Origin of the sequence: Pseudomaricurvus alcaniphilus (assembly GCF_011440395.1) — a bacterium.
Classification (GTDB): domain Bacteria; phylum Pseudomonadota; class Gammaproteobacteria; order Pseudomonadales; family Cellvibrionaceae; genus Pseudomaricurvus; species Pseudomaricurvus alcaniphilus.
Genome location: NZ_JAAOIX010000016.1, coordinates 25,393 through 46,666, shown reverse-complemented (window position 1 = coordinate 46,666; position 21,274 = coordinate 25,393). Strand labels below are relative to the sequence as shown.

17 protein-coding genes and 2 pseudogenes are annotated in these 21,274 nt (G+C 48.1%); 13 read left to right on the top strand and 6 right to left on the bottom strand.

Annotation, left to right across the window (positions count from 1 at the left end; genetic code table 11):
• The 10 genes and pseudogenes from G8764_RS21645 to G8764_RS21600 form a co-directional block, all read left to right on the top strand.
• A partial coding sequence (locus tag G8764_RS21645) for a Rieske (2Fe-2S) protein (RefSeq protein ID WP_207952035.1) occupies nt 1–320 on the top strand: 320 nt, incomplete at its 5' end.
• 97 nt (nt 321–417) lie between these two features.
• Nucleotides 418–819 carry a DoxX family protein gene (locus tag G8764_RS21640; RefSeq protein WP_166168239.1) on the top strand — a complete coding sequence of 134 codons (402 nt, stop codon included), beginning with the start codon at nt 418–420 and terminating at the stop codon, nt 817–819.
• A 29-nt stretch (nt 820–848) separates the two neighbouring features.
• A complete protein-coding gene (locus G8764_RS21635) occupies nt 849–2,129 on the top strand; it encodes an NADH:flavin oxidoreductase (protein WP_166168236.1) in 1,281 nt (426 codons plus the stop codon).
• 507 nt (nt 2,130–2,636) lie between these two features.
• On the top strand, nt 2,637–4,103 hold the full coding sequence (locus G8764_RS21630; RefSeq protein ID WP_166168233.1) for an NAD-dependent succinate-semialdehyde dehydrogenase: 1,467 nt from the start codon (nt 2,637–2,639) through the stop codon (nt 4,101–4,103).
• A 19-nt stretch (nt 4,104–4,122) separates the two neighbouring features.
• Nucleotides 4,123–5,157, top strand: a complete 1,035-nt coding sequence (locus tag G8764_RS21625; RefSeq protein WP_166168230.1) for an ornithine cyclodeaminase family protein — start codon at nt 4,123–4,125, stop codon at nt 5,155–5,157.
• 19 nt (nt 5,158–5,176) lie between these two features.
• The gene (locus tag G8764_RS21620; protein WP_166168227.1) at nt 5,177–6,187 is read left to right on the top strand and encodes a dihydrodipicolinate synthase family protein; all 1,011 of its coding nucleotides are present in this window, start codon (nt 5,177–5,179) and stop codon (nt 6,185–6,187) included.
• A gap of 4 nt (nt 6,188–6,191) precedes the next feature.
• Nucleotides 6,192–6,428 carry a hypothetical protein gene (locus G8764_RS21615; RefSeq protein WP_166168224.1) on the top strand — a complete coding sequence of 79 codons (237 nt, stop codon included), beginning with the start codon at nt 6,192–6,194 and terminating at the stop codon, nt 6,426–6,428.
• Nucleotides 6,421–7,089 (top strand): FadR/GntR family transcriptional regulator, encoded by a 669-nt coding sequence (locus G8764_RS21610; protein WP_166168221.1) that lies wholly within the window; start codon nt 6,421–6,423, stop codon nt 7,087–7,089. The genes G8764_RS21615 and G8764_RS21610 overlap by 8 nt, the downstream gene beginning before the upstream one ends.
• A gap of 480 nt (nt 7,090–7,569) precedes the next feature.
• A pseudogene (locus G8764_RS21605) lies at nt 7,570–9,771 on the top strand (Tn3 family transposase); the annotation flags it as partial.
• 83 nt (nt 9,772–9,854) lie between these two features.
• Complete coding sequence (locus G8764_RS21600) at nt 9,855–10,490, top strand: tannase/feruloyl esterase family alpha/beta hydrolase (protein WP_341806442.1); 636 nt, start codon at nt 9,855–9,857, stop codon at nt 10,488–10,490.
• Between the two features lie 70 nt (nt 10,491–10,560).
• Here the strand turns inward: G8764_RS21600 and G8764_RS21595 are convergent, their stop codons facing one another.
• Together G8764_RS21595 and G8764_RS21590 are read right to left on the bottom strand one after the other, a co-directional pair.
• On the bottom strand, nt 10,561–11,331 hold the full coding sequence (locus tag G8764_RS21595; RefSeq protein ID WP_166168219.1) for a site-specific integrase: 771 nt from the start codon (nt 11,329–11,331) through the stop codon (nt 10,561–10,563).
• Between the two features lie 97 nt (nt 11,332–11,428).
• Nucleotides 11,429–11,791 (bottom strand): hypothetical protein, encoded by a 363-nt coding sequence (locus G8764_RS21590; protein WP_166168216.1) that lies wholly within the window; start codon nt 11,789–11,791, stop codon nt 11,429–11,431.
• Between the two features lie 647 nt (nt 11,792–12,438).
• Here G8764_RS21590 and G8764_RS21585 point away from each other — a divergent pair.
• The gene (locus G8764_RS21585; RefSeq protein WP_166168213.1) at nt 12,439–13,374 is read left to right on the top strand and encodes a PDR/VanB family oxidoreductase; all 936 of its coding nucleotides are present in this window, start codon (nt 12,439–12,441) and stop codon (nt 13,372–13,374) included.
• Between the two features lie 144 nt (nt 13,375–13,518).
• On the top strand, nt 13,519–15,204 hold the full coding sequence (locus G8764_RS21580; RefSeq protein WP_207952034.1) for an arylsulfatase: 1,686 nt from the start codon (nt 13,519–13,521) through the stop codon (nt 15,202–15,204).
• Between the two features lie 86 nt (nt 15,205–15,290).
• Here G8764_RS21580 and G8764_RS21575 read toward each other — a convergent pair.
• Together G8764_RS21575 and G8764_RS21570 are read right to left on the bottom strand one after the other, a co-directional pair.
• Nucleotides 15,291–15,829 (bottom strand): annotated as a pseudogene (locus tag G8764_RS21575) (integrase core domain-containing protein); the annotation flags it as partial.
• A gap of 49 nt (nt 15,830–15,878) precedes the next feature.
• Nucleotides 15,879–17,063, bottom strand: a complete 1,185-nt coding sequence (locus tag G8764_RS21570) for a cytochrome P450 (RefSeq protein ID WP_166168210.1) — start codon at nt 17,061–17,063, stop codon at nt 15,879–15,881.
• A gap of 88 nt (nt 17,064–17,151) precedes the next feature.
• On the opposite strand from G8764_RS21570, the gene G8764_RS21565 reads away from it, so the two are divergent.
• On the top strand, nt 17,152–17,991 hold the full coding sequence (locus G8764_RS21565) for a helix-turn-helix transcriptional regulator (protein WP_166168207.1): 840 nt from the start codon (nt 17,152–17,154) through the stop codon (nt 17,989–17,991).
• 104 nt (nt 17,992–18,095) lie between these two features.
• Here the strand turns inward: G8764_RS21565 and G8764_RS21560 are convergent, their stop codons facing one another.
• Together G8764_RS21560 and G8764_RS21555 are read right to left on the bottom strand one after the other, a co-directional pair.
• Nucleotides 18,096–18,824, bottom strand: coding sequence for a glutathione S-transferase family protein (locus G8764_RS21560; RefSeq protein ID WP_166168204.1), 729 nt, complete (start codon nt 18,822–18,824; stop codon nt 18,096–18,098).
• Nucleotides 18,825–19,000: 176 nt separating this feature from the next.
• Nucleotides 19,001–21,232 (bottom strand): TonB-dependent receptor, encoded by a 2,232-nt coding sequence (locus G8764_RS21555; RefSeq protein ID WP_166168201.1) that lies wholly within the window; start codon nt 21,230–21,232, stop codon nt 19,001–19,003.
• Nucleotides 21,233–21,274 lie beyond the last annotated feature (42 nt).

The window sequence follows — 21,274 nt, the reverse complement described above, 5'->3', positions numbered from 1 at the left end:
AGGGCGCCAAGGGTTTCGATCTAAGCAATCGTGGAATCGATACGGTTTTCGTCGTGAAAGACGCGACTGGATTTCATGCTTATTTGAATTCTTGCCCACATGTGAATGGCGCCTCACTGCCTTGGAAGAAAGACGCGTACCTGGATTCCAGTGGTACCGAGATTGTGTGTTCGGCCCATGGTGCTCGATTTGAACCTGCTACAGGGCTTTGCATTTCTGGGCCGTGTAAAGGAATGTCGCTAACGCGTATACCACTTTTCGTGAATGAAAATAACGAGATTTGTATTCAATATGATGCTTGTAGTGCGGCGAACGCTTAGTTGGCGTTCGCGTAGCCATAATCGACAGGCTTCACAAAGATAAGACATTTGTAAATTTCTACGAGTTACCCGGCATTCTAATCATTAAGGGAGCTGCATGATGAAAATACTAGCTGCGTGGTCTGCAGAAATTCTTAGTGTCACCCGCATAGTTGCGGCCTTTATGTTTATTCAACATGGAACCACTAAGTTGTTCAGTTTTCCGGGCGAGCCTTATCTTCCGTTCGATTTGTTTTCGATAAATCCTGGTTTAGCTTGCGTACTCGAATTAACGCTTGGGCCACTTTTGCTAATTGGCTTGTTCACACGACAGTGTGCGTTTGTGTTGTCAGGTCTTTCTGCTGCGGCTTATTTTATGGCCCATGCCCAATACAGTCTGCTATGGACGAAAATCAACGGCGGCGAGCCTGCGGTGCTGTACTGCTTTCTGTTTTTGTACATGGCAGCCGTTGGTGGTGGAAAATGGAGTGTCGATAATCTTTTCTTGAAACGTGCGTAAGGTTATCTCTTATAAGAAGGGTAAGTGATATGAGTGATGTGCTGTTTCAGTCCTTGCGGGTTGGTAATCTGGAACTCAAGAATCGTTTGATTCTGGGGCCGATGGCTGTTCTGCAGCCACAAAAAGATGGCCGCCCAAGTGCGCAAACCATCGCCTTTCTGGAGGCTCGGGCTCGCGGTGGGGTAGGCATGATCATTGTGGGTGGGGCTATCGGTACGCGTCGGGGAAATGATGAAGCCCCCTTTCAACCGCTGTTAAGGATGGATATCGAGGCGTATTTGCCTGAGTTACGGGAAGTGGCAGAGGTGGTGAAGTCGCACGGCGTGCCGATTATCGCTGAAGTCATGACCGGCTTTGGGCGCATGGGTGTTGCCCGCAATGGCGAAGATATTATTTCTGCCAGTCCCTTAAATGTTGTAATTCCCGAAAATCGTTTTCCGCAAGGCATTATTGTCCCCGGTGGACGCACAACCCCTATGCCAAGAGAGGCGGCCGCTGCTGAAATTAAGGCATTGGAAGCTGAGACCATTGAAACTTGTTTGCGAATGCAAAGAGCCGGCTGGGACGGTGTAGAAATTCCCGCGCATATGAGTTATTTCGCTGCATCCTTCTCGTCTCCGCGAACAAACTGGCGTACTGACGAATATGGTGGAACGGCTGAAAATCGTGCGCGCTTTCTCGTCAATATTGTTTCTGCCGTTCGTCAGCATGCCGGTGCGGATTTTGTAATTGGTCTACGGATAACTGCTGAAGAGCATGTCGAGGGTGGTCAGGATGCAACCGGTTATGCAGAACTGGCCAAATTAGTTGAGGCGGCGGGGCTGGATTATGTGGCTTTGTCGGATGGTTGTTACGAAACCATGGATGTCAGTACGCCCGCTAAGGATGGCGGTCTGATCGACAGTGGCGCAGCGAAGATTTTTAGAGAAACGCTCAAGGTTCCAGTGCTTTTGCAGGGATTGCATGACCCGGAAAACGCCCGCTCGGCACTCGTAAGTAATTGCGGCGATGCGGTCATGTTGGCGAGGCCGTTACTCGCGGATCCTAATTATGTGAACAAACTTCAGCAAGGGAAGTTGGAAGACATGATTCGCTGTGATCGGCAGAATTATTGTATTCGCAGGTTGGCATTTAATATGCCGGTGCGTTGTTCGGCAAATCCTGAAATGGGGCGGGAGGCTAGGGCAGGTAAGTCCGCGCCTGCGTCGCGTTGGCTTCCCGGTGCTCTGGAACGCATTGTGCTTGGTATCACCGGATCGAAAACATTTATGGGCCTGGTTCGCGCCCTGATGACGTTGAAGCGAGGTTAGCTTCGGCTAAGCGGCTGTCTCAGCTTCGCCGCTTTTTGACGGTTTGTTTTGTCTCTCACATCGGTTGGATGAGCAGTCCAATACTTGTGCTTTGGGTCCCTTCGGGGGCCTTTTTTATTATCCGCTCACCGCTTCGCCTTCCGCTAACGCCTCAAATTTGAGGTGCTCAATGCTGTATTTTGTCCTGGTGATTTGTATATCAATTCACAAATAAAATAGCCATCCTCCAGCGCCATACCTTGATATCAGTGTTCTGGTTGTCCGTGTATTTCGTCAGAATCTTGCTGAAATCAGGAAGATATTCGGATTTTTATCTTTTGATACTTAGTGATATTTATACGAACCGTATCATTATTCGTTGTCGGCAGCTTTTTTATTGGTTAGTATTGATTTGTTATTGAGCTAATCAATATTAAAATGTTTAGGCGTATGGGTCAGTTGATCGTAGCTATCAGTATCTCTGGTCCTCATTCGCAAAACGCGGTTATGTAAAAGCAGTGAGACGATATGAAGACACCAAATCCTGAAGATATTAGTTTGTTCCGAACGGCGGCATTCGCTGATGGCCGCTGGCTTACCCGCGGTTCGCGAGGCGTAAAGCCTTTGCACAATCCCTCTACTGGCGCGTTGCTGGGAGAGATTCCCCGGCTTGGTCAGGAGCAGGTAGCGGAAGTCATTCAAGCCGCTGAGGCTGCGTTTCAGCAGTGGCGCCTGCGTCCGGCAAAGGAGCGTGCGGCAATTGTTCGCAACTGGTTTGACTTGATTGTTGAGCACGCCGATGAGCTGGCCGCCTTGATTGTGCTGGAAGAAGGCAAGCCGTTTGCGGAGGCGAAAGGTGAGGTCGCTTATGCCGCGTCTTTTGTTGAATGGTTTGCAGAAGAAGCCAAGCGCGTAAAAGGCGATGTGATGATGGCGCCAGAGAGCACGCGGCGCATTGTCACATTGAAAGAGCCGATAGGTGTGTGTGCGGCGATTACGCCTTGGAACTTTCCTGCCGCCATGATTACCCGGAAAGCGGCACCTGCTATTGCAGCGGGTTGCACTATGGTCGTTAAGCCAGCGGAGCAAACACCACTCACCGCACTGGCGCTGGCTGAACTGGCGGACAGAGCTGGAATGCCCAAAGGTGTATTCAATGTGGTGACCGGCGAAGCCCGAGTGATTGGCGCTGAGCTAACCGGTAACCCGGTTGTCCGTAAAGTCACGTTTACCGGCTCGACCGAAGTGGGCCGAATCCTGATCAGTCAGTCTGCTGCAAGCATCAAAAAAGTATCCATGGAGCTGGGCGGTAATGCGCCGTTTATCGTATTCGATGATGCGGATATTGATGCTGCCGTTACTGGCTTGATTGCCACTAAGTACAGAAACACCGGGCAAGCCTGTATCAGTGCTAACCGGGTTTATGTGCACGACAGCGTTTACGACATTTTCACAGAGAAACTCGCCGCTACGGTGAATGCGTTGATCGTCGGCGACGGCTTTGAAGACGGTGTGCAGCAGGGCCCACTGATTGATGATGCGGCCGTCGCCAAGGTCAAGGAGCATATCGAAGACGCCGTAGCGAAAGGTGCGACGATTGTGGCTGGCGGAAAAGCTCATGCAAAAGGTGGTCGTTTCTTTGAGCCCACTGTGCTGGCCAACGTAAACCAGGATATGAAAATTTGTCACGAAGAAACCTTTGGGCCGGTTGCGCCATTGATCCGCTTCCATACCGACGCAGAAGTGATCGCCTGCGCCAACGATACTGAATTTGGTCTGGCGGCTTACCTGTTTTCCGCGGACGCACAGCGTATATGGCGTACCGCCGCAGCGCTGGAAAGCGGCATGGTAGGTATCAACACCGGTCTGATCTCCAATGAAGTTGCGCCCTTTGGCGGTGTAAAACAATCCGGTTTGGGTCGCGAGGGTTCTATTTACGGCATCGATGAATATCTGGAAATCAAATACCTGGCCTGGGAAGGCGCGGGTCTGTAATCCACACTGGAGTAGAAAAATGAATCAAGAACATATCAGTACAGAAAATCAAGGCGGGGTATCCAGCTCGTCTCCGGTATTTATTTCCGACGACGTGGTTCGTCAGGTGCTGGATTGGCCGGCAATGATTGATGCGCTGCGCATAACCTATTCTATTCCCCATCCACCGGGTGTGAGTCCGCCGCGTGTGTTGGCACGTGGGCAGGATCGTACCTGGATGCGCACGCTGACAGGGCTGGATCCTACCGGTCGCTTTATGGGCGTCAAACAGTTTGGTTTATCGCGGGATTTTTGTATCGAATATCTGATCTCGCTGTTTAACCAGCAGAATGGCCGTATCACTGCATTGTTGGATGCGGCGGCGATCACCGCTATGCGCACGGCGGCTACCACGGCGATGGCAATGGATCGTCTGGCACCGGCATCGGCAGCCACCTTGGGTGTGCTTGGCAGTGGCACTGAGGCAGCCACACACGCACGCGCTATTCATGCGGTTCGTCCGCTGCAGCAGCTCACCGTTTTCAGTCCTACCGAAGCGCGACGGAATGCATTCGCAGAAGCTTTTGAAGCAGAAACCGGTGTGCCAACCCGTGCCGTGAGTTCGGCTCAGGAAGCTGTTTCTGGTCAGGCGATGGTCGTGGGGGCAACCCGGACGATGGATGGCAAGCCGGTATTGCAGGGGCAGTGGTTGAGCCAGGAAACAGTGGTTGCATCAATCGGCGCAACCCTGCCGGATCATTACGAAGTTGACACGCAGGTGATTCAACAGGCGGGAATTATTATTGCCGACGTGCCCGAAGAAGTGACAGAAGAAACCGGCTGTTTTATTACGGCTGCCCGTGAAGGGATTGATTTTCATAGCAAAGTATTTTCGCTCAATCAGCTGATGCTGGGTGAGGCAAATGACGCATTGGAGGGGTGTCGTTATCGCTTATATCGCTCGGTAGGTGGGTCGTTACAGGATATTGCCGTGGCGACATTGGCCTACGACCTTGCTGTACAACAGGGGCTTGCACAGCACCTGCCTATCACGTTTACCTCAAAACAATTCTAACGATAAGTCTGGAGTTAATATGGCAAAGTATCTCCGAAATGAAGCCCGTGAATGGACCAAAGAATATATGCGTGGCGTAGATTGCGTGCTTATTCCAACCTTTACGACTGACCTTACCGGTTTAAACAAAGCGGCTATTCAGCATGATGTACGCAAGCTGATCGAATTTGGTTTTAACGGCGCCTTGCTGTGTGCGGACATTGCGTTCAGCCCGGAAGAATATATCCAGTTTGCGCAGTGGGCTCATGAGGCAGCGGATGGAAAACTGCGGCTTGTGCATCATGCTGCTTTCAACACGTTGGAGCAGAACATTGACGTTGCACAACGGGCAACGCCCTACTGCGACTATGTGTTGTTGTGTTATCCCGCAAATTTTTACCCGCAGACCGAACAGGATGTTTACAACTACACCCGCGCCTTCTGTGACAAGGTAGATATGGGTGTAATGCTGTTCCCGGTACCTTTATGGAATTTCGGCCGATTGCACCCAGCGCAAATGTCTATGCCGTTACTGCGACGTCTGGTGAATGATTGTCCAACAGTGGTTGCCATCAAGGCGGAAGGCGACCTGCCAGGTATTGGTGGTTTACTGGATGTCTATCGCCAGTTCAAAGATGTGATTGTGTCTTGCCCACTGGAAACTGAAATTATTCCGCTGATGGCGGAAATGGATTTTCAATACAGTGGTACTAACTATTCTGCCTGTTACGGTGATTACTTCCCGCGTATGTTCGATGCGGCAGTAAGTGGTGATCAGAATAAGGCCATGGATATGTTCTGGAAGCTAGCGCCCGCACGACAGGCCCATTCTGCAGTTAATCAGGGTGTCCTGTTTTCGGGTGTGCTGAACCGTATGATGTGGAAGTTTCAGGATTGGACGATGGGATTAAACGGTGGCCCGCTGCGACAGCCGACCGGGCGTATTGGCGACAATCTGATGGCACAGTGGCGGCGTGGTATTGAAGCTGCTGGTTTGGGGCTGCCGAGCGAACCCAATGCCAACTTCTACATTGGTCGTAATCCTGAGTAATAACGTGGCGTTGATGCCCCCGTCGGCAGGTCTGTTGAAAATAGGCCTGCCGGTGGAGGGCAGTGCTGTAACGGTAGGCCGGTTTTGGCTGTTAGAGGATCAACTTGGGATTACCCAGTTATTGCGCCGTCGCAAGGGGGCGCGTAAGCTATTCATTCGTCTATACGTCGCCATTTCAGCATATTTTCGCGTCTTGGCAAAAGTGAATAATTTTCGTTTGAATTTTGTGGAAAATGACTGACCCCGATATTGAAAAATTAAAAAGCTATATTGCCAAGGCGCGACGACAGGGAGTAGAGCGACTGCCGCCTGAACCCAAGTTAAGCGACGCCATTGGTGTGTCTCGCGGGCGCCTGCGAACCTTGCTACGCAAGGTTGAAAGTGAAGGTTTGATCTGGCGGCATGTGGGTAAAGGCACCTTTGTCGGCCAGCGGGTTGACCATCTGTCTGAAGGCAACGTGGCTTATTCTGTCAGTGTCGAACAGGTTATTCAGGCTCGTCTGGCAGTTGAGCCACAGCTCGCGGCACTTGCGGCCATGCATGCTAAAAGTACTGATATTCAGGCGATGGATGATTGTATCGAAGCCATGGCGGGCGCGACGTCTTTTGATCATTGGAAAGCGCTGGATGACAGTCTGCATCTGATCATCGCCTCAGCCAGCCACAATGTGCTGTTAGTGTCTTTGTATAAATCCCTGAAAAATGAAGTGGATTATCACTTTAAGCTTCGCGTTGAATCGGTATTTGGTACAGAAAAGAAAGCACCTCAGCGACTGCAAACAGAAGATGAGCATAAAGCCATCGTCGATGCAATCAGCCTTCACGACCCGGATCGGGCCGAGGCGCTGATGCGTGCGCACATCCTCTCAGTAAGAACCAAAATGTTTGGCAATCGCTTGTGATACCAGTCGGTAATCTACTGGCTGCCCTACGTAAATAAAAGCTTCAAAAAATCATTATCTACAAGTCAGCTAAGGAATCGATATGCGATTTACTGATCCAGCTCTAGAATCACTTATTGCGGAACAGCGGGAGTATCTTCAATCAATGGCAAGCCCTTTGCCTCCGCCACTTGATCCTTCCGTTTTATTGCCTGCGGAAACGGTAGTCCTCCCGAATTATGCTCAGTGCACTGTGCGTGTGATTCGACCGGAGGGGCACATCAACGGTGTTTACCTTCAAATTCATGGTGGCGGGTTTCAATTTGGTACGGCAGAACGGTGCGATGCCGCCAATTCAGTCCTGGCACGACGGGGTCCTAGGGATTTTGCCCCCAAATACTGCAAAAACCGCTGAAGCCCAAGTATTTACTGGCCTCCAAGCCACTATTAATTTTAATTTAGCTCAAGTTTCAGTATCTTCTTCGGCCTTTGGGTCAAAGAATGAGCAGAAACAAGCGACTATCGATTCTCACTGCCGCTGAAATCGAGGATTTATACGGCGTCCCGTCCTTCAACGAATCGTATCAGCGGTTTTACTTCACACTGAATGATAAAGAGCGTGCTGAGCTGGCCAGAATAAGGCAGCGGAAGTACCGCTGTATCGCCATCGCATTGTTGGGCTACTTCAAATGCAAGCCCATCTTGCTCAATCCGACATTTAAATCCATGCGGGATGACCTAGAATTTATTGCGCAAAATCACTTCGATGGCCTGAAATTTCGGCGCTTCAGTCTGAAATCTGATCAAAAGTCCCGCATTTATGAACGGATTTTTTCCATGATCGATTATGAAAATTGGAAAGATCCTGAGCATCACCCCCGGCTTGTTGAACACTTACTGGTCTGCGCTGAAAGCTGGGTCGCGGCGCGTGCTCTCTTTGATGCTGCCATTGAGTTCCTGGCTCACCAGAAAATCGCCATTCCTGCCTATAGCACCCTGCAGAAGATCGTCAGCCAGGTGGTTAACCAGCATCAGCAGCGACTGCATGAGAAGATCGGTGCCGCGTGTAGCCCAAAATTGACGGCTATACTAAATACACTGGTATCCGGTGGTGACCAGCTTACGTTAACACAATTGCGCGGCAGCGCGCGCAATTTCACCGGTACCGAGTTGCAGAAAGAACTTGCAGTGTATCACCACATTCAACCGCTGATGGCAGAGGTGACCGCTGTCCTCGACTCGCTTTCTCTGTCTCAAAAAAATCAGCAGCACTATGCCGAACGGATTCACTATTACGGCGCCAAAATAAAACGTCAGTCGCCTGAGAATCAGTGCCTATATCTGCTTTGCTACCTACAGTTTCGATACCAAGAGGGGCTGGAACGGATGGCCGAAGGGTTCATTCATCACGTTCGACAGGTCAAGCAACGAGCGCATCAGCTGGCGCAGGACCGAGTTTATCGGGATTGGCAAAAGGCGGCTACCAATGTGAGTAAAGCTGCGGAAATCTTGCGTCTGTTCGTTGATGATCGTATCGATCCCAATACGTCATTCCACTCTGTACAGAAACAAGCATTCCAGGTTCTCAATGCCAGTGAGCTGAGCTCCGTCTGCCGGTATCTCGGCAATCAGAAGCAGTCGGCGGATGAGGCGTTCTGGCAACACCTGGATACAGAATCTACGTTGAGAACCGGCCTGTTACGATCACTCTTTTGTTGTCTTCGCATTGATGGCACCGATAAAACACAACGGTTGGCAGCGGTCTTGAGTCAAGCTCGACAGGAGCTGGCAGCCGGCAATATGCTCGGGGATGTCAGTATTGACAGGCGTCTTCCACCCAAAGCCACGCGACCACTCTTGTTGAAATCTGACGGCGGCATAGACAAGGCTAGATATGAATGGTTCTTGTATTTGCAGATTCCCAGCCGCCTAAACGGCCAGTTAGTGCTGCCAGAAGTCATACGGTATCGTGCACTGGACGACGATCTGGTAAAACCACAGACTTGGAAAAATCAGAAGCAGGCCTTGGTCGAGGGTACGAAGCAGCCCAAAATTACTGAGGATCCAAAGCAACTGATCCCGCGCATGACGGATCAGTTGGCCACTCGGCTACACGAGGTCAGTGACTACCTGGAACGCCTGGACAACAGGGATATCATTCTGCGCCCGAAGGGCGGTAAACACCTTTGGCGTTTACCTGCTGCCGGCAAAAAACATCTGGTGAACAATCCGTTCTTCCAGCAAATGAGGGCTATCGGAGTCGCCGATGTCTTGCGCGTGGTGGATCAGGATACCGGATTTATTGACGACTTCGAGCATGTGCTGGGCATGACCTCCAAAAGCCGCCAGTATGAAGTGGACCTGTTGGCGATCCTGATCGCCAATGCCACAAACCAGGGCATCTATGGTATCGCCCAGATCTCCGACCGCACCTACGATCAGCTGAGCACGATCCAGGCGAACTACCTTCGGCTGGAAACATTAAATGCCGCAAATGACCGCATCAACAACGCCACTACGCGACTGAGCATTTTTAATCACTACAATATCCAGGATGACAACCTGCATGCCAGCGCCGATGGCCAAAAGTTCGAAGCTAAGCGCGAGACATTCCGTACCCGGTATTCCTCAAAATACTTCGGCACCAGCAAAGGGGTCTCGGCTATCAGCCTGAACGCCAATCATATGGCAATCAATGGACGTCATCAGCGCATACTATTGATGGTACTCCGATTTACCACGGCCCAACTATCGGCAGTGAAAAGCTTTGGATTCCTCATGCTAGTGTGGGCACGCTCTACCGTGTAGCTCCGAACTTCTATCGCTACATGGTTCTAGAAGATCTATTTGATGAATCAGCCAATGCCGATATAGCCGATTTCTTATTCAAAGCTAATGTCAATGAAATATTAGAAATGTCTGAGGAACCTGGATCGCCAGGGTCAAAAATTAATACACTCTCAACAGATCTATCTGAATTCAGAAAGGCTGGCGGAAAATTAATTCAGTACCACGGCTGGAATGATCCATCTATGCCGGCTGCGTTCTATACGCAGTACTACAAGGATGTTGTTAATCAACAGCCAGGAGATAGTCAATTAGAGGAAGCTCAATCATTCTATCGTCTCTTCATGGTACCAGGAATGGGGCATTGTCGCGGAGGCTATGGGCCAACGAATATCGGAGCTCTTTCACACCTCCCAGAAAACGCGGTTGACCCCACTCACGACATCCTTGAAGCATTGGATCGATGGGTAGACAAAGGAATTGCGCCCTCCGAGATAATAGCCACAAGTTTTCTTCCCTCTGAAGGACCACAGAGACAGATGCCGGTTTGCGCCTACCCCAAGACAGCCAGATATCTGGGTGGCGATGAAAGCAAAGCGTCTAGCTATAGCTGCGTGGATCCAACTACTCATTAGCTAGGTTAAAAACATACCTATTTAAGGGCTAGAGCACCCGCTTGGGGGATTTTCTAATCCCTCAGGCCAACTATAATCCCTTCAACGCGTCTTCTAAAATCTCTTCCGGTGGCTCTTCATAGATTAAGGTGGTGGAGGGGTTTACATGACCAGCGATTTTCTGTGCGATCTTGACTGATTTCTTCTGCTTATGGATGACGTTCGTAATTAACGAACGCCGTCCGCTGTGTGAACTGGCTTTCTCTATCCCCGTCCAATATCGCAACATTAGCGCCATGTGCTCTTGAAGTGTGTTTGGAGAATAGGGACCACCTTTTTGAGTCACAAAGAGAGGGGAGGAGGGCTTTAGCTTCTCGCCGTTACTTAGGCGCAGAGCTATATGCCGAATGAGCGCATTGCGGAGGTCTTGATCAACCATGGGGAGATCACGTGATTTGCCTTTGTGCTTTTTTACTGGTGGGTAAAAATCTTCGGGATTAACATCGGCACCTGATTTGGCTAAGGTTTCAATTTGCCGAACAATTTTATTGAAGCTATCAATATCAAAACTGATCGATTTGCGCCGGTACTGACTTTTTGAGCGACCCATGGCATCAGCACCTTTCGTATACGCTGCGGGCAGACTCATAATTTCCAGAAGATTAAAATCGGCTCCAGATTTAGTGAGCTTAGCGACTTCTTTTACCTGAAGCAGCGCAATTTCCTGGGCCCGCAGCCCCAGCTTGAAGCTGATTTGCATGATGGCGGCATTCTTTTCAGGATGCCGATGTTGTTGAATGACCTCGAAGAGCTGTCGCTGCTGATCGGCGGTGGGTACGCGAGCCTGGCCCGATTTAGCCATGGGAAACCTCAAAGTGGGGCACATACATAATCCGTAATAATGGGATTTTAACGGATTATTGGTTTTCCGATAGGCTTTTGGCGTGCTTTAGGTACTTTCAGAGGTTCTCGGGCAGCTTAGAGACTACGCCGGTGTATTGCCGAGAAATGAAATAATTACCCCACGTATCTGCATCGAAATCAGCTTGTATCCAATGCACCCAACGTCCCATGGATACCGGCTGCAGGATCTCACTGTAGGGCCTTTTCTGAGCATTAATGTCTTTTCTCGGGCGGACAGTACCCTCAAACACAGTCTCACCATCCGGGCCGATTATCTGAAGGTGATCGCCTTCATCAAGTAGCACAAGGCCGTCATAGCCATGCTTACCGTCTTCTTGAAGAGCCCAGTAAATACCTTCACAACCGGTTTCAAAGTACTCGATGAGTTTACCTGTCACTCTCAATTCAGAATCAGCCATACGGTACCCAGGAATAAGCGACCAAAGAGTAAGGACTATACCTCATTGGCGCCATAGACCGATCAGGAACCTTTGCCGTTGAGTCTATATTTTCGTAAAAGTATCGACAAAAACTTCCAGAAATATAATAAATATCAATAAGTTAAGTGGCCATTTCGTCTAAAAGGGTGAAATATGGTCGGATAGCCTCATTTGGTCTAAAGGGGTGAAATATGGTTGGATAGCCAATGACCTGGAGAAAATGACCGCGTCGCTACTTGGCCTTCCTCATAAGGAAGACTGCTTACGACCCGGAACCCCTTTACGTTTGTATGAAGTTTTTCAACAACTCTTCTAGCCTAGAAGCAATATACGGTAATTAAGGAAGAACAGAAGCTGGTATTGACAAAAAAAGGATACTCACATATGATACGGTTCGTATCGTTTTTTTATTTGGGGTCTAGCTATATGTGTTGGGTCCAGATTGAAGTGTCTTTTGAAGGCCTGGTGGTAGAAAGGTTGGTGGTTTGCAAGAAAGTGATATAGATAATTGCGATTTATTTTGTTCGCAATAGGGCACCATTTCTCGTCTATTCAAATTGGCACCTAACTAAAGCCCTGACCATAGTGAACGTAATTTGGCTCAAATACTATTGAGAATGAATTTTATGAAACTAAGACTTGATTCCATTCAGTACGCATCATCAGAGATATCACTTTTCAGGTTTGTAGCATTAGATGGTTCTGAATTGTCCTCGATAAATCCAGGCGCCCACATAGGACTACATTTGCCTAATGGTCTTGTACGGCAATACTCGTTAATTAATCAAGGGGAAAGTCCAACAAGCTATTTAATTGGTGTGAAGCGTGAAGACAATGGTAGAGGCGGTTCTTTATTCATGCATAAGTCTTTGCATGTGGGTACGGTACTTGAGGTGGATCAGCCAAGAAATAATTTCCCTCTATTAGAAGACCAAAATTGCAGTGTCCTAATTGCTGGTGGAATAGGCATAACACCAATTTACAGTATGGTGAGTCGGTTGCAAGAATTAGGTAGGAATTTTCATATCTATTATGCCTGCCGATCAAAATCTGAAGCAATATTTATTGATCAGATTGCTGATACTAAAAATGCAAATTTTCATTTCGATGACGAAGCTGGGGCTTATTTTGATATGAGGTCTGCTATTGATAGCGCTCCGGAAGGGACGCATTTCTATTGTTGCGGACCTCAACCAATGTTGGCTGCTTACGAAAATGCTACCAAGACTGCGAAAGTACCGTCAGAAAATGTTCATCTGGAATACTTCTCTGCTGAATTAGATAATTCGGCATCATCTGAATGTACCGTGATTTCTGCAAAGAGTGGGAAACGTTATCACATACCTGCGGGAACAAGTATCTTGCGTGTATTGCTAGCTAGCGGGGCTGACGTGCCATTTTCTTGCGAACAGGGAGTTTGCGGTGCGTGTGAGACAAAGGTTATCGAAGGAATACCAGATCATCGCGATATGATTTTTTCGGATGAAGAAAAAGAATCAAATAAAGTTATGATGATATGTTGCTCAGGTAGTTTGAGCGATACATTAATTTTAGATATATGAATCCGGCGTGAAAATTTGCGTTTCATAGCCTGTAATAATCATGGGCTCATGAACTACTTCTAGAATAAGGCAAAGGCCAGAATTTCTACTTTTATAAAGTCTAAATATTAAATATTGCCTACTTATCCATTTTAGGAAGTGTATATGAAATCAAGCATATTTGGATTTTTTTCTATCATGATGATTTTTACCTTTGAGTGTGTTTCTGCCCAAGATTACAGCACCTCAACGGTATCCACGAAGGTAGATCGACGCCCGAATATTTTATTGATCGTAGCTGATGATCTCGGGTATTCAGATTTAGGCGCTTTTGGTGGAGAGATTAGTACCCCTACATTAGATAGTCTAGCTCAAAGTGGTATACAGTTAAGTAATTTTCATGTTGCGCCTACCTGCTCGCCTACACGCTCCATGTTGCTTTCTGGTACTGATAATCATTTGGCAGGGCTAGGCAGTATGCATGCAGTTATGAAATGGGGAAATCCAGAGCTGTTAGGAAAGCCAGGTTATGAGGGGTATTTGAATAATCGTGTGCTTTCGATGGCTACAATATTTCGAGATTCTGGATACAGCACTCACATGACTGGAAAGTGGCATTTGGGAATGGAGGAAGATCAGGGGCCAAAAGCAAGAGGATTTGAGAACTCTTTCGCGCTTTTGGAGGGGGGGGCAGGCCATCTTTCCAGTATGGGAATGAGTGAATATGAACCGAAAGCCACCTTTCGTGAGGATGGAGAGGTATCAAAAATTCCCGAAGATTTCTATTCAACGCGCTTTTACTCAGAGAAGATGATTCAATACCTTAAGTCGCGTGATATCTCAAAGCCATTTTTTGCCTACCTCGCCTTTACTGCTCCCCATTGGCCATTACAGGCACCTCGAGAATCAATTGATAGGTATGTGGGAAGATACAAAAGCGGCTATCGAGAGGTTCTGAAGCAGCGTCTGGTAAAGCAGAAAGAATTGGGCCTTATCTCTTCGGACACTAATATCGATAGGTATATTAGAATGTTGCCTGATTGGGAAAAACTATCGCCCGAAGAACAGCGTATTGCCGAGCGTAAAATGGAAATCTATGCAGCTATGATTGATGATCTAGATCGAAATACTGCAAAAATTATTGAATATTTAAAAGCGACCGGGGAATACGATAATACGTTAGTGATTTTTATGTCGGACAATGGCGCACAGGCGGGAGGAATGCCAATATTTACCCGGTGGTCTGATAAATGTTGCGACAATAGTTACGAAAATATGGGTAATGCAAACTCCTATTTATTTCCTGGAAAAGAATGGGCAAGAGTCAGTACGGGCATATCAAGGGGCTTCAAGGGTCAAGTTTCTCAAGGAGGCATTTTGGCCCCAGCAATAGTAAATTATCCAAAAGCGGTAACTAAAGGTATCCGCTATGATCAATTTCTTTCAGTAATGGATATTCTCCCTACCGTTCTTGATTTTGCGGGAATTAAGCATCAGGAAAAAAATTATCTTGGCCGTGACCTTCTCCCTTCCAAGGGCACTTCGTTTGCATCGTTGATTTCAGGGGACTTAAGATCGGTGCACTCTGACAATTATGTGATGGGGTGGGAGTTGTTTGGTGGCAAAGCACTGCGTCAGGGAAGTTGGAAACTTCTTTCCATGCCCGCACCATATGGCGATAACCAATGGCAATTATATAACATCGAACAGGATCCGGGTGAGCATAAAGATCTTGCTTCAAGCCAGCCAGAACGTGTTGAGAAAATGCTCTCGCTATGGCGTTCCTATGTTGCTGATAACGGTGTTATTCTTGATGATGTGAACGAGAAGATCATGATTCAGCCTGAGTGACCTTAGTGCCACTCACTTGATGAGAAGCGAATTCTATTGACCTTTCCCCTTCATTAGTACCATGTACAGGATGAGATTCCAGTAAGTTACGCCGCCTTTTGAGCAAACTCAACTGGCGGTATATAGCCCAGTGGACTGTGTGGTCTGATGGTTTTGTAGTGCTCTCGCCATTGATCGATTTCCCATCGAGCTTCTTCCAGTGTTCTGAACCAGTGACGATTCAGGCATTCATTCCTAAACTTGCCGTTAAGGCTTTCCACAAACGCATTTTGTGTTGGCTTTCCTGGCTGGATAAAACCGAGACCAACACCTGACTCGTGACTCCAGAAAAACATGGCTTGCTGGTAAACTCAGTGCCGTTATCGCAGATGATTTTTGATAGCTTGCCCCGTCGCTCACAGATCTGCCCCAAGAAGCGGGATACTTGCTGACCACTGATAGATGTTGATACCAGCTGCCCCACCATCTCGCGAGAGTAATCGTCGACTACATTCAATACACTGAAACGGCGACCACTACTTAACTGATCTGATACAAAGTCCATTGACCAACGCTGATCCGGGCTACTAGGCACCTCCATTGGCTGTCTTGGCCGCTGGAGCTTCTTCCGCTTCTTGTTGATCACCAAGCCTTCGGCTCTGAGGTTACAGAGTTAGTATCTCCTCAAGATTTCTTCAAGCATCCCACTTCACCGGCAATGACAAAGGGCCTCTGAATACCCATCCCCCAAAACTACAATCTTTGATTGGATCTAATCGAAGTCCGGGTAATTTTTTAAGCAAACTAGGTACGGATAGTTGTCCCACCTGCATACGTGCGATACGAAAACCTAGGCAGATATGAGGGCCTGTACCAAAAGCCAAGTGGATGTTTCTTTTACGCGTAATATCGAAGCGATCGCCATCTGACCAATATTTCTCGTCGTGGCAGGCTGAGGCCACACAGAGACCAAGCTGGTCATTTTTTTTCAGGAGATAGCCATCTAGTTCCAAATTATCAGCTACCCGGCGCGGATACATCCCAATGGGAGCGCAGTAACGAATAGTCTCTTCAAAAACATTAGCCCACAAATCAGGGGTAGGGTTATCTTTAACCAGCTTCAGTTGCTCTGGGTCCGACAGTAGTCCATGTAGAGAAGTACAGGTAGCATCCCTTGGCTCATTGATGCCACCGCCAATAATCACTTTGACATTAGCACGTATCTGCTCTAGCGATATATGGGGCGTATTAGCCAGCATTGAAATCAGTGATAAGTCTGGATTGGCGCGTTTACTGTGAATCATCTCGTCTAACGCTTGATCAATTAGGTAAGATACTTTTTCTTGTCTAGCCCACAACTCCAGATCATTGCCGTAATTACCAACAGCGTCCATCAGTGTCTGCGACCAATCGCACAGATCATCCCAGCGTACATTGGTGAGGCCGAGCAGTTCCATCAGGCACTGGGATGCCATGGGGGCTGCGAAATCGCTAAACAGATCGGCTTCGCCCTTGTCTTTCAAATCGTTAATTAAACCGTTAACGATGTGCGCAAAGCGTGGTGCCCAGTGGTTCTTAATCACATCCGGCGTTAAAGCTTTATTGAATACTGAACGTTCTGCGCGATGCGCGTCGCCGTCTTTGCGCATCATCGTATGGCCCATCGCCCGAATTTGCAGTGAGCGTGGATCATTGGCCGGAAATTCAGCTGGCGTGGTGTCAATATGTTTGATTGTGTCAAAGCGGGTGACTAAATGAATATTCGCAGCGGGGATCCAGGCAATAGGGGCTTCGCGACGCAGGCGTGCGTAGATGGGGTAGGGGTTTTCATAGAGATCTGCCAGTGTTATGTCGTCGATTACGGGAACTGATTTAGCCATTGTTGATACCCTTTGGGTGACTTTTCTACTTCCGCTGAGTATACTGGCGAGCCATACATAACATCTGTCCACTCAATTGGGTACAGGCATGTCAAAAAGCGGTAAGTTAACCATTGCGCAAAGCCAATTAATTATTGAACAGATGGGCGCATTGATTGCTCAAGCCGGAAAAACGGGTTTTTCTGTACAGTTAATGAATTTTTTAAATCAGGTCGCCGGGGTGAATCACCTTTCGGTTTTTATCTTTGATCAGCAATTAAGGCCGTATCTGGTGCTTGCCGAAAGTGCCGGCGCTACCAACCTCGCGAAAGACGTGGGTAAGATTTACCAGCGTTCGCTATCTTACCGCCACGATCCGAATACCGTACAGGTGAAACTGAGCCCGGAACGATCGGATGGGCCACTCTTGGTGCGTTTACATGCGGAGCAAATCAGTGATCCAGAATATCGGGAAAATATATATAAAAAATTCAGATTGCTGGAGCGAGTGTCACTCATAGAGTGTTTAAACGAACGCTGGATGGTGACGAATCTTTATCGGGATGTAGACGCCGGGGAATTCAAACCGGCTGAACTGGCTGCTATAGAGCAACTGGCGCGTGTAATTTCGGCGCTGCTGGAGAAAAACTTTATGCTGTTGCCTCCAGAGGTTTGGCAGGCGACGACGCGACCGACGGCAGACATGCTGGAAAATATTATTGTTAGCCTTAATGCATCGCTCAGTGACCGCGAACTGCAAGTGTGTGCCCGAGCGTTGCTGGGGAAGACCAGTAATGGCACGGCCCTTGAGCTTGGGATTCAAGTTGCTACTGTGGCGACGTTGCGTAAAAGGGCTTATAAAAAGCTGAATATTTCCGGGTTGAATGAGTTGTTTTCACTTTGCTTGGGAAAGGTGGTCATTAATGATAGCTTCGGTGCTATAACCTAACTGATTATGAATAAACGACTCAAGTTGAAATGCGCGAAAATATGGCGATTGAAAGAATTTCAATTGCCATATTTTTCATGATGCGTTGATATTGAGCGTTTTCCTTACCAGGATGGTAGCTGCCGCGTTTCTCCTTGATAAGCAGCTTCAAACGAAGGGCGTTTCTGAATACGGGTATACCAGTCAGTTACGTTCGGCAATTCAGACCACATATCAGACATGCCCAGGTCTTCCATTCGAACGATGGTGGGGAGGATGCTGATATCAATAAGGCTAAACAATTCGCCATTCAGCCAAGGATTTCCCTGCGACAAGGATGCTTCCATTCTATTCAGTGCATCAGTTAAGCGAATTTTGGAAGAATTGATATCGTCCTGGTTGAAGCCGGTTGTGCCCATTCGACGATAGAAGTCAGCTCTGAGTGGATGTTTTTTGGCGAACTGTTCAAATTCTTCATCAGACATATTTTTCCACAGATTTACCAGGATTTTATTGAAGGAGGGAAAGCGAATTGCAGTGGTTGGCACTTCATCAATGTACTGTCGCCAGCTTCTCATGCGCGCGCATTCCAATGGATCTTGCGGGCGAAGTGAAGGTGTAGGGAAAACGTCTTCCAGGTATTCGTTGATAACGCTGCTGTCTACAACAGAAGAACCGTTATGAACGAGGGTTGGAACCACACCGTTGGGATTAATTTTCAAGTACCAGTCTTGAAGATGCTCGCCGTTTAGCCAATCGATTTTTCGCTCTGTCCAATCGAGTGACTTTTCGGCAAGCACCAAACGCACTTTTTGACTGCAGGTTGATTGCGGGGTATGAAAGAGTTCAAGCATGGGGAATTCCTCGGAAAAATCTTGCATATATATTCGCTGTCGGTACGTATTTAGAGCAAAGAGATCCTGTAGTGAGAGCCGGACAAAGTTGCCTCGGCATCTCACTTGATGTGTTTAACTACAGGATCCTGGTGCTACTGCATTGCCACGAAAGTCGATCTTTTCTGAGCGACCTACTAAAAATTGTACTGCGCACGTAGACCGTAAGTTCTAGGGGCATTAATGGTCGCGTTGAATAACCCGTTGGCTGGATTGACAATACCACCGCTAGCGAAGGCTGTGTCACCGATATTGCGAACGAAGGTTGTCAATGACCAGGTGTCTTCAGCGTTGCTGTAAGTCAAGTCTGCGTTTGTTACCACATAGCTGCCGTCATAGGTGGACGGACTTAAATCGATGGTTAAATAGCGGCCCGTTGCAAAGGTAAGGTCAGCGCCTGCGGTAATTGTGCCGCCACTGCTCAGCGGGAATACGTGTTCATAGCTGACTGAACCAGAGTATTTGGGCGTACGTTGCATACGTGCGCCGGAGCAGTCAACCATAAAGCCACCAGTGCTGGCTAATGCACTGCTGCATTGACTGCCGGGATAAGCTGGCCCAGGGGTGTTGCGGGCGAAATTTCCGTACTCGGCATGCAAGTACTCAATGGTTGCGTGCAGTGTATCATTGTCGGTAAAGCGCCAAGTTGCATCCATGCTGCCACCGTAGATATCGGAATCGGTAGCGTTAACCGTTAACAATGCTGGAACGCCAATACTGGTAAGACCTGCGTAAGCTTGTTGTTGATCTTTGTATTGCCAAAAGAATGCTTCAACGTTGAGCTGTAAGCTATTGTCCAGAAATTGATTACGCATTCCAACTTCAAATGCTTCAAGTGTTTCTGGTTCAAAGGTTGGATCTTCGGTAGGACGGTCCGGGTACCAACCACCGCCTTTAAAGCCTTTGCTATAAGTTACAAACAGCATGGAATCTTCTGAAATATCGTATTCTATACCGGTGCGATAAGTCACCGAGTTGGCGCTCGTCTTATCGCTGAACGAAAAGTCTCCTGTCTCGGCGCTCGGATCAAAAGCGGGCGTGTAGCCGCGGTAATTAAAGGAGTTATTGATGCCACCACCTTCTGTTTCTTCCTTGGAGTAGCGCAGACCAGCGATTACGCGCAGTTTATCCGTTAAGCTGTATGTGGCTTCACCAAAAATCGCATAGGAGTCTGTTGTTTGTTCTGGAATGATAATGTTAACGCCTTGCAAAATGCCCGCGTTTTCAGGGCCATAATTTAACTCTTGTTCCGCTTGCAAGCCGAATGCACCAACTACCCACTTTAGGTTTTCCGTTTGGTCACCTAGCCTTACCTCTAGGCTGCTTTGGGTTGTTTTAGCTTCTTCAGTAAAACGATAGCCGGGTACATAGGTTCTTGATGTGTAATGTTCGTGTCGATAGGCAGGTAGTATGGTCAGTGTCGCGAAGTCTAGCTCCCAGTCCAGTTGTGTGGTGAATGCATGTGAATCGTAATCATAAAACGGATCTTTCAATGGCGCCGGTGCCGTAGTGTAGGTCACCCGTCTTGGGTCCAGGGCACCAATCCAAGGATCATTATCGATGGTTTGCAACAGTGCGCTGCCAGCACCTGCGCCATCGAAATCGGCATATTCTGCGGTCAGATTTAAGGTGATATCTTCAGATGCTTCCCAGAGAAAGCGAACTCGACCAGACAGACTGTCTTCATCATCTGTACCGTCAGTGAAATAGCCATCACGGTCAGATTTTTGCAGGGCAACCCGCAAGGCCGTGGTGTCGCTCAGCGGTACGTTGACCGCTCCCGTAAACCGGCGCAAATCATAGTTGCCGAGATCGGTGGATACATAGCCGGAAAATTCGTCAAGCTTTGGTGCACGTGAGATAAAGTTAATCGCACCACCGGTTGCGTTACGCCCGTAGAGCGTGCCTTGTGGGCCTTTCAGTATTTCTACCCGTTCAATGTCGAACATGGCGGGCGAAACCATTGCGCCAGTTTGCAAATAAACACCATCAACGTTAAACGCCACGGCATTTTCCTGGCGTGCTGTTGCCACAAATGATCCTACGCCGCGGATATAAGCCTGAGCGATATTTCCTGCTTTGCCGATTTGAACACTGGGTTCTGCAGAAGTCAGATCCCAGATTTCCTTCACTGCCTGCATTTCTTTCTGGCTTAGTACACTAATGACCAGTGAGGATTCTTGCAGACTTTCCTGACGGCGATTGGCGGTAACGGTTATTTCCTCGATGACGCGGTTTGAACTGGTGCTTGGGGAGCTACTGGGCGAGCTATCTGTGGATTGTGCGAATGCTGTTGATCCACAACTTATTGCTAAGCCTAAGGTGGAAAGGGTCAGAGTTTTTTGAAGGCCTATGTATGTTTTTAACATGGTCGACGCTCCTCAGTTTTGTTGATTAATTATGGTTATTGT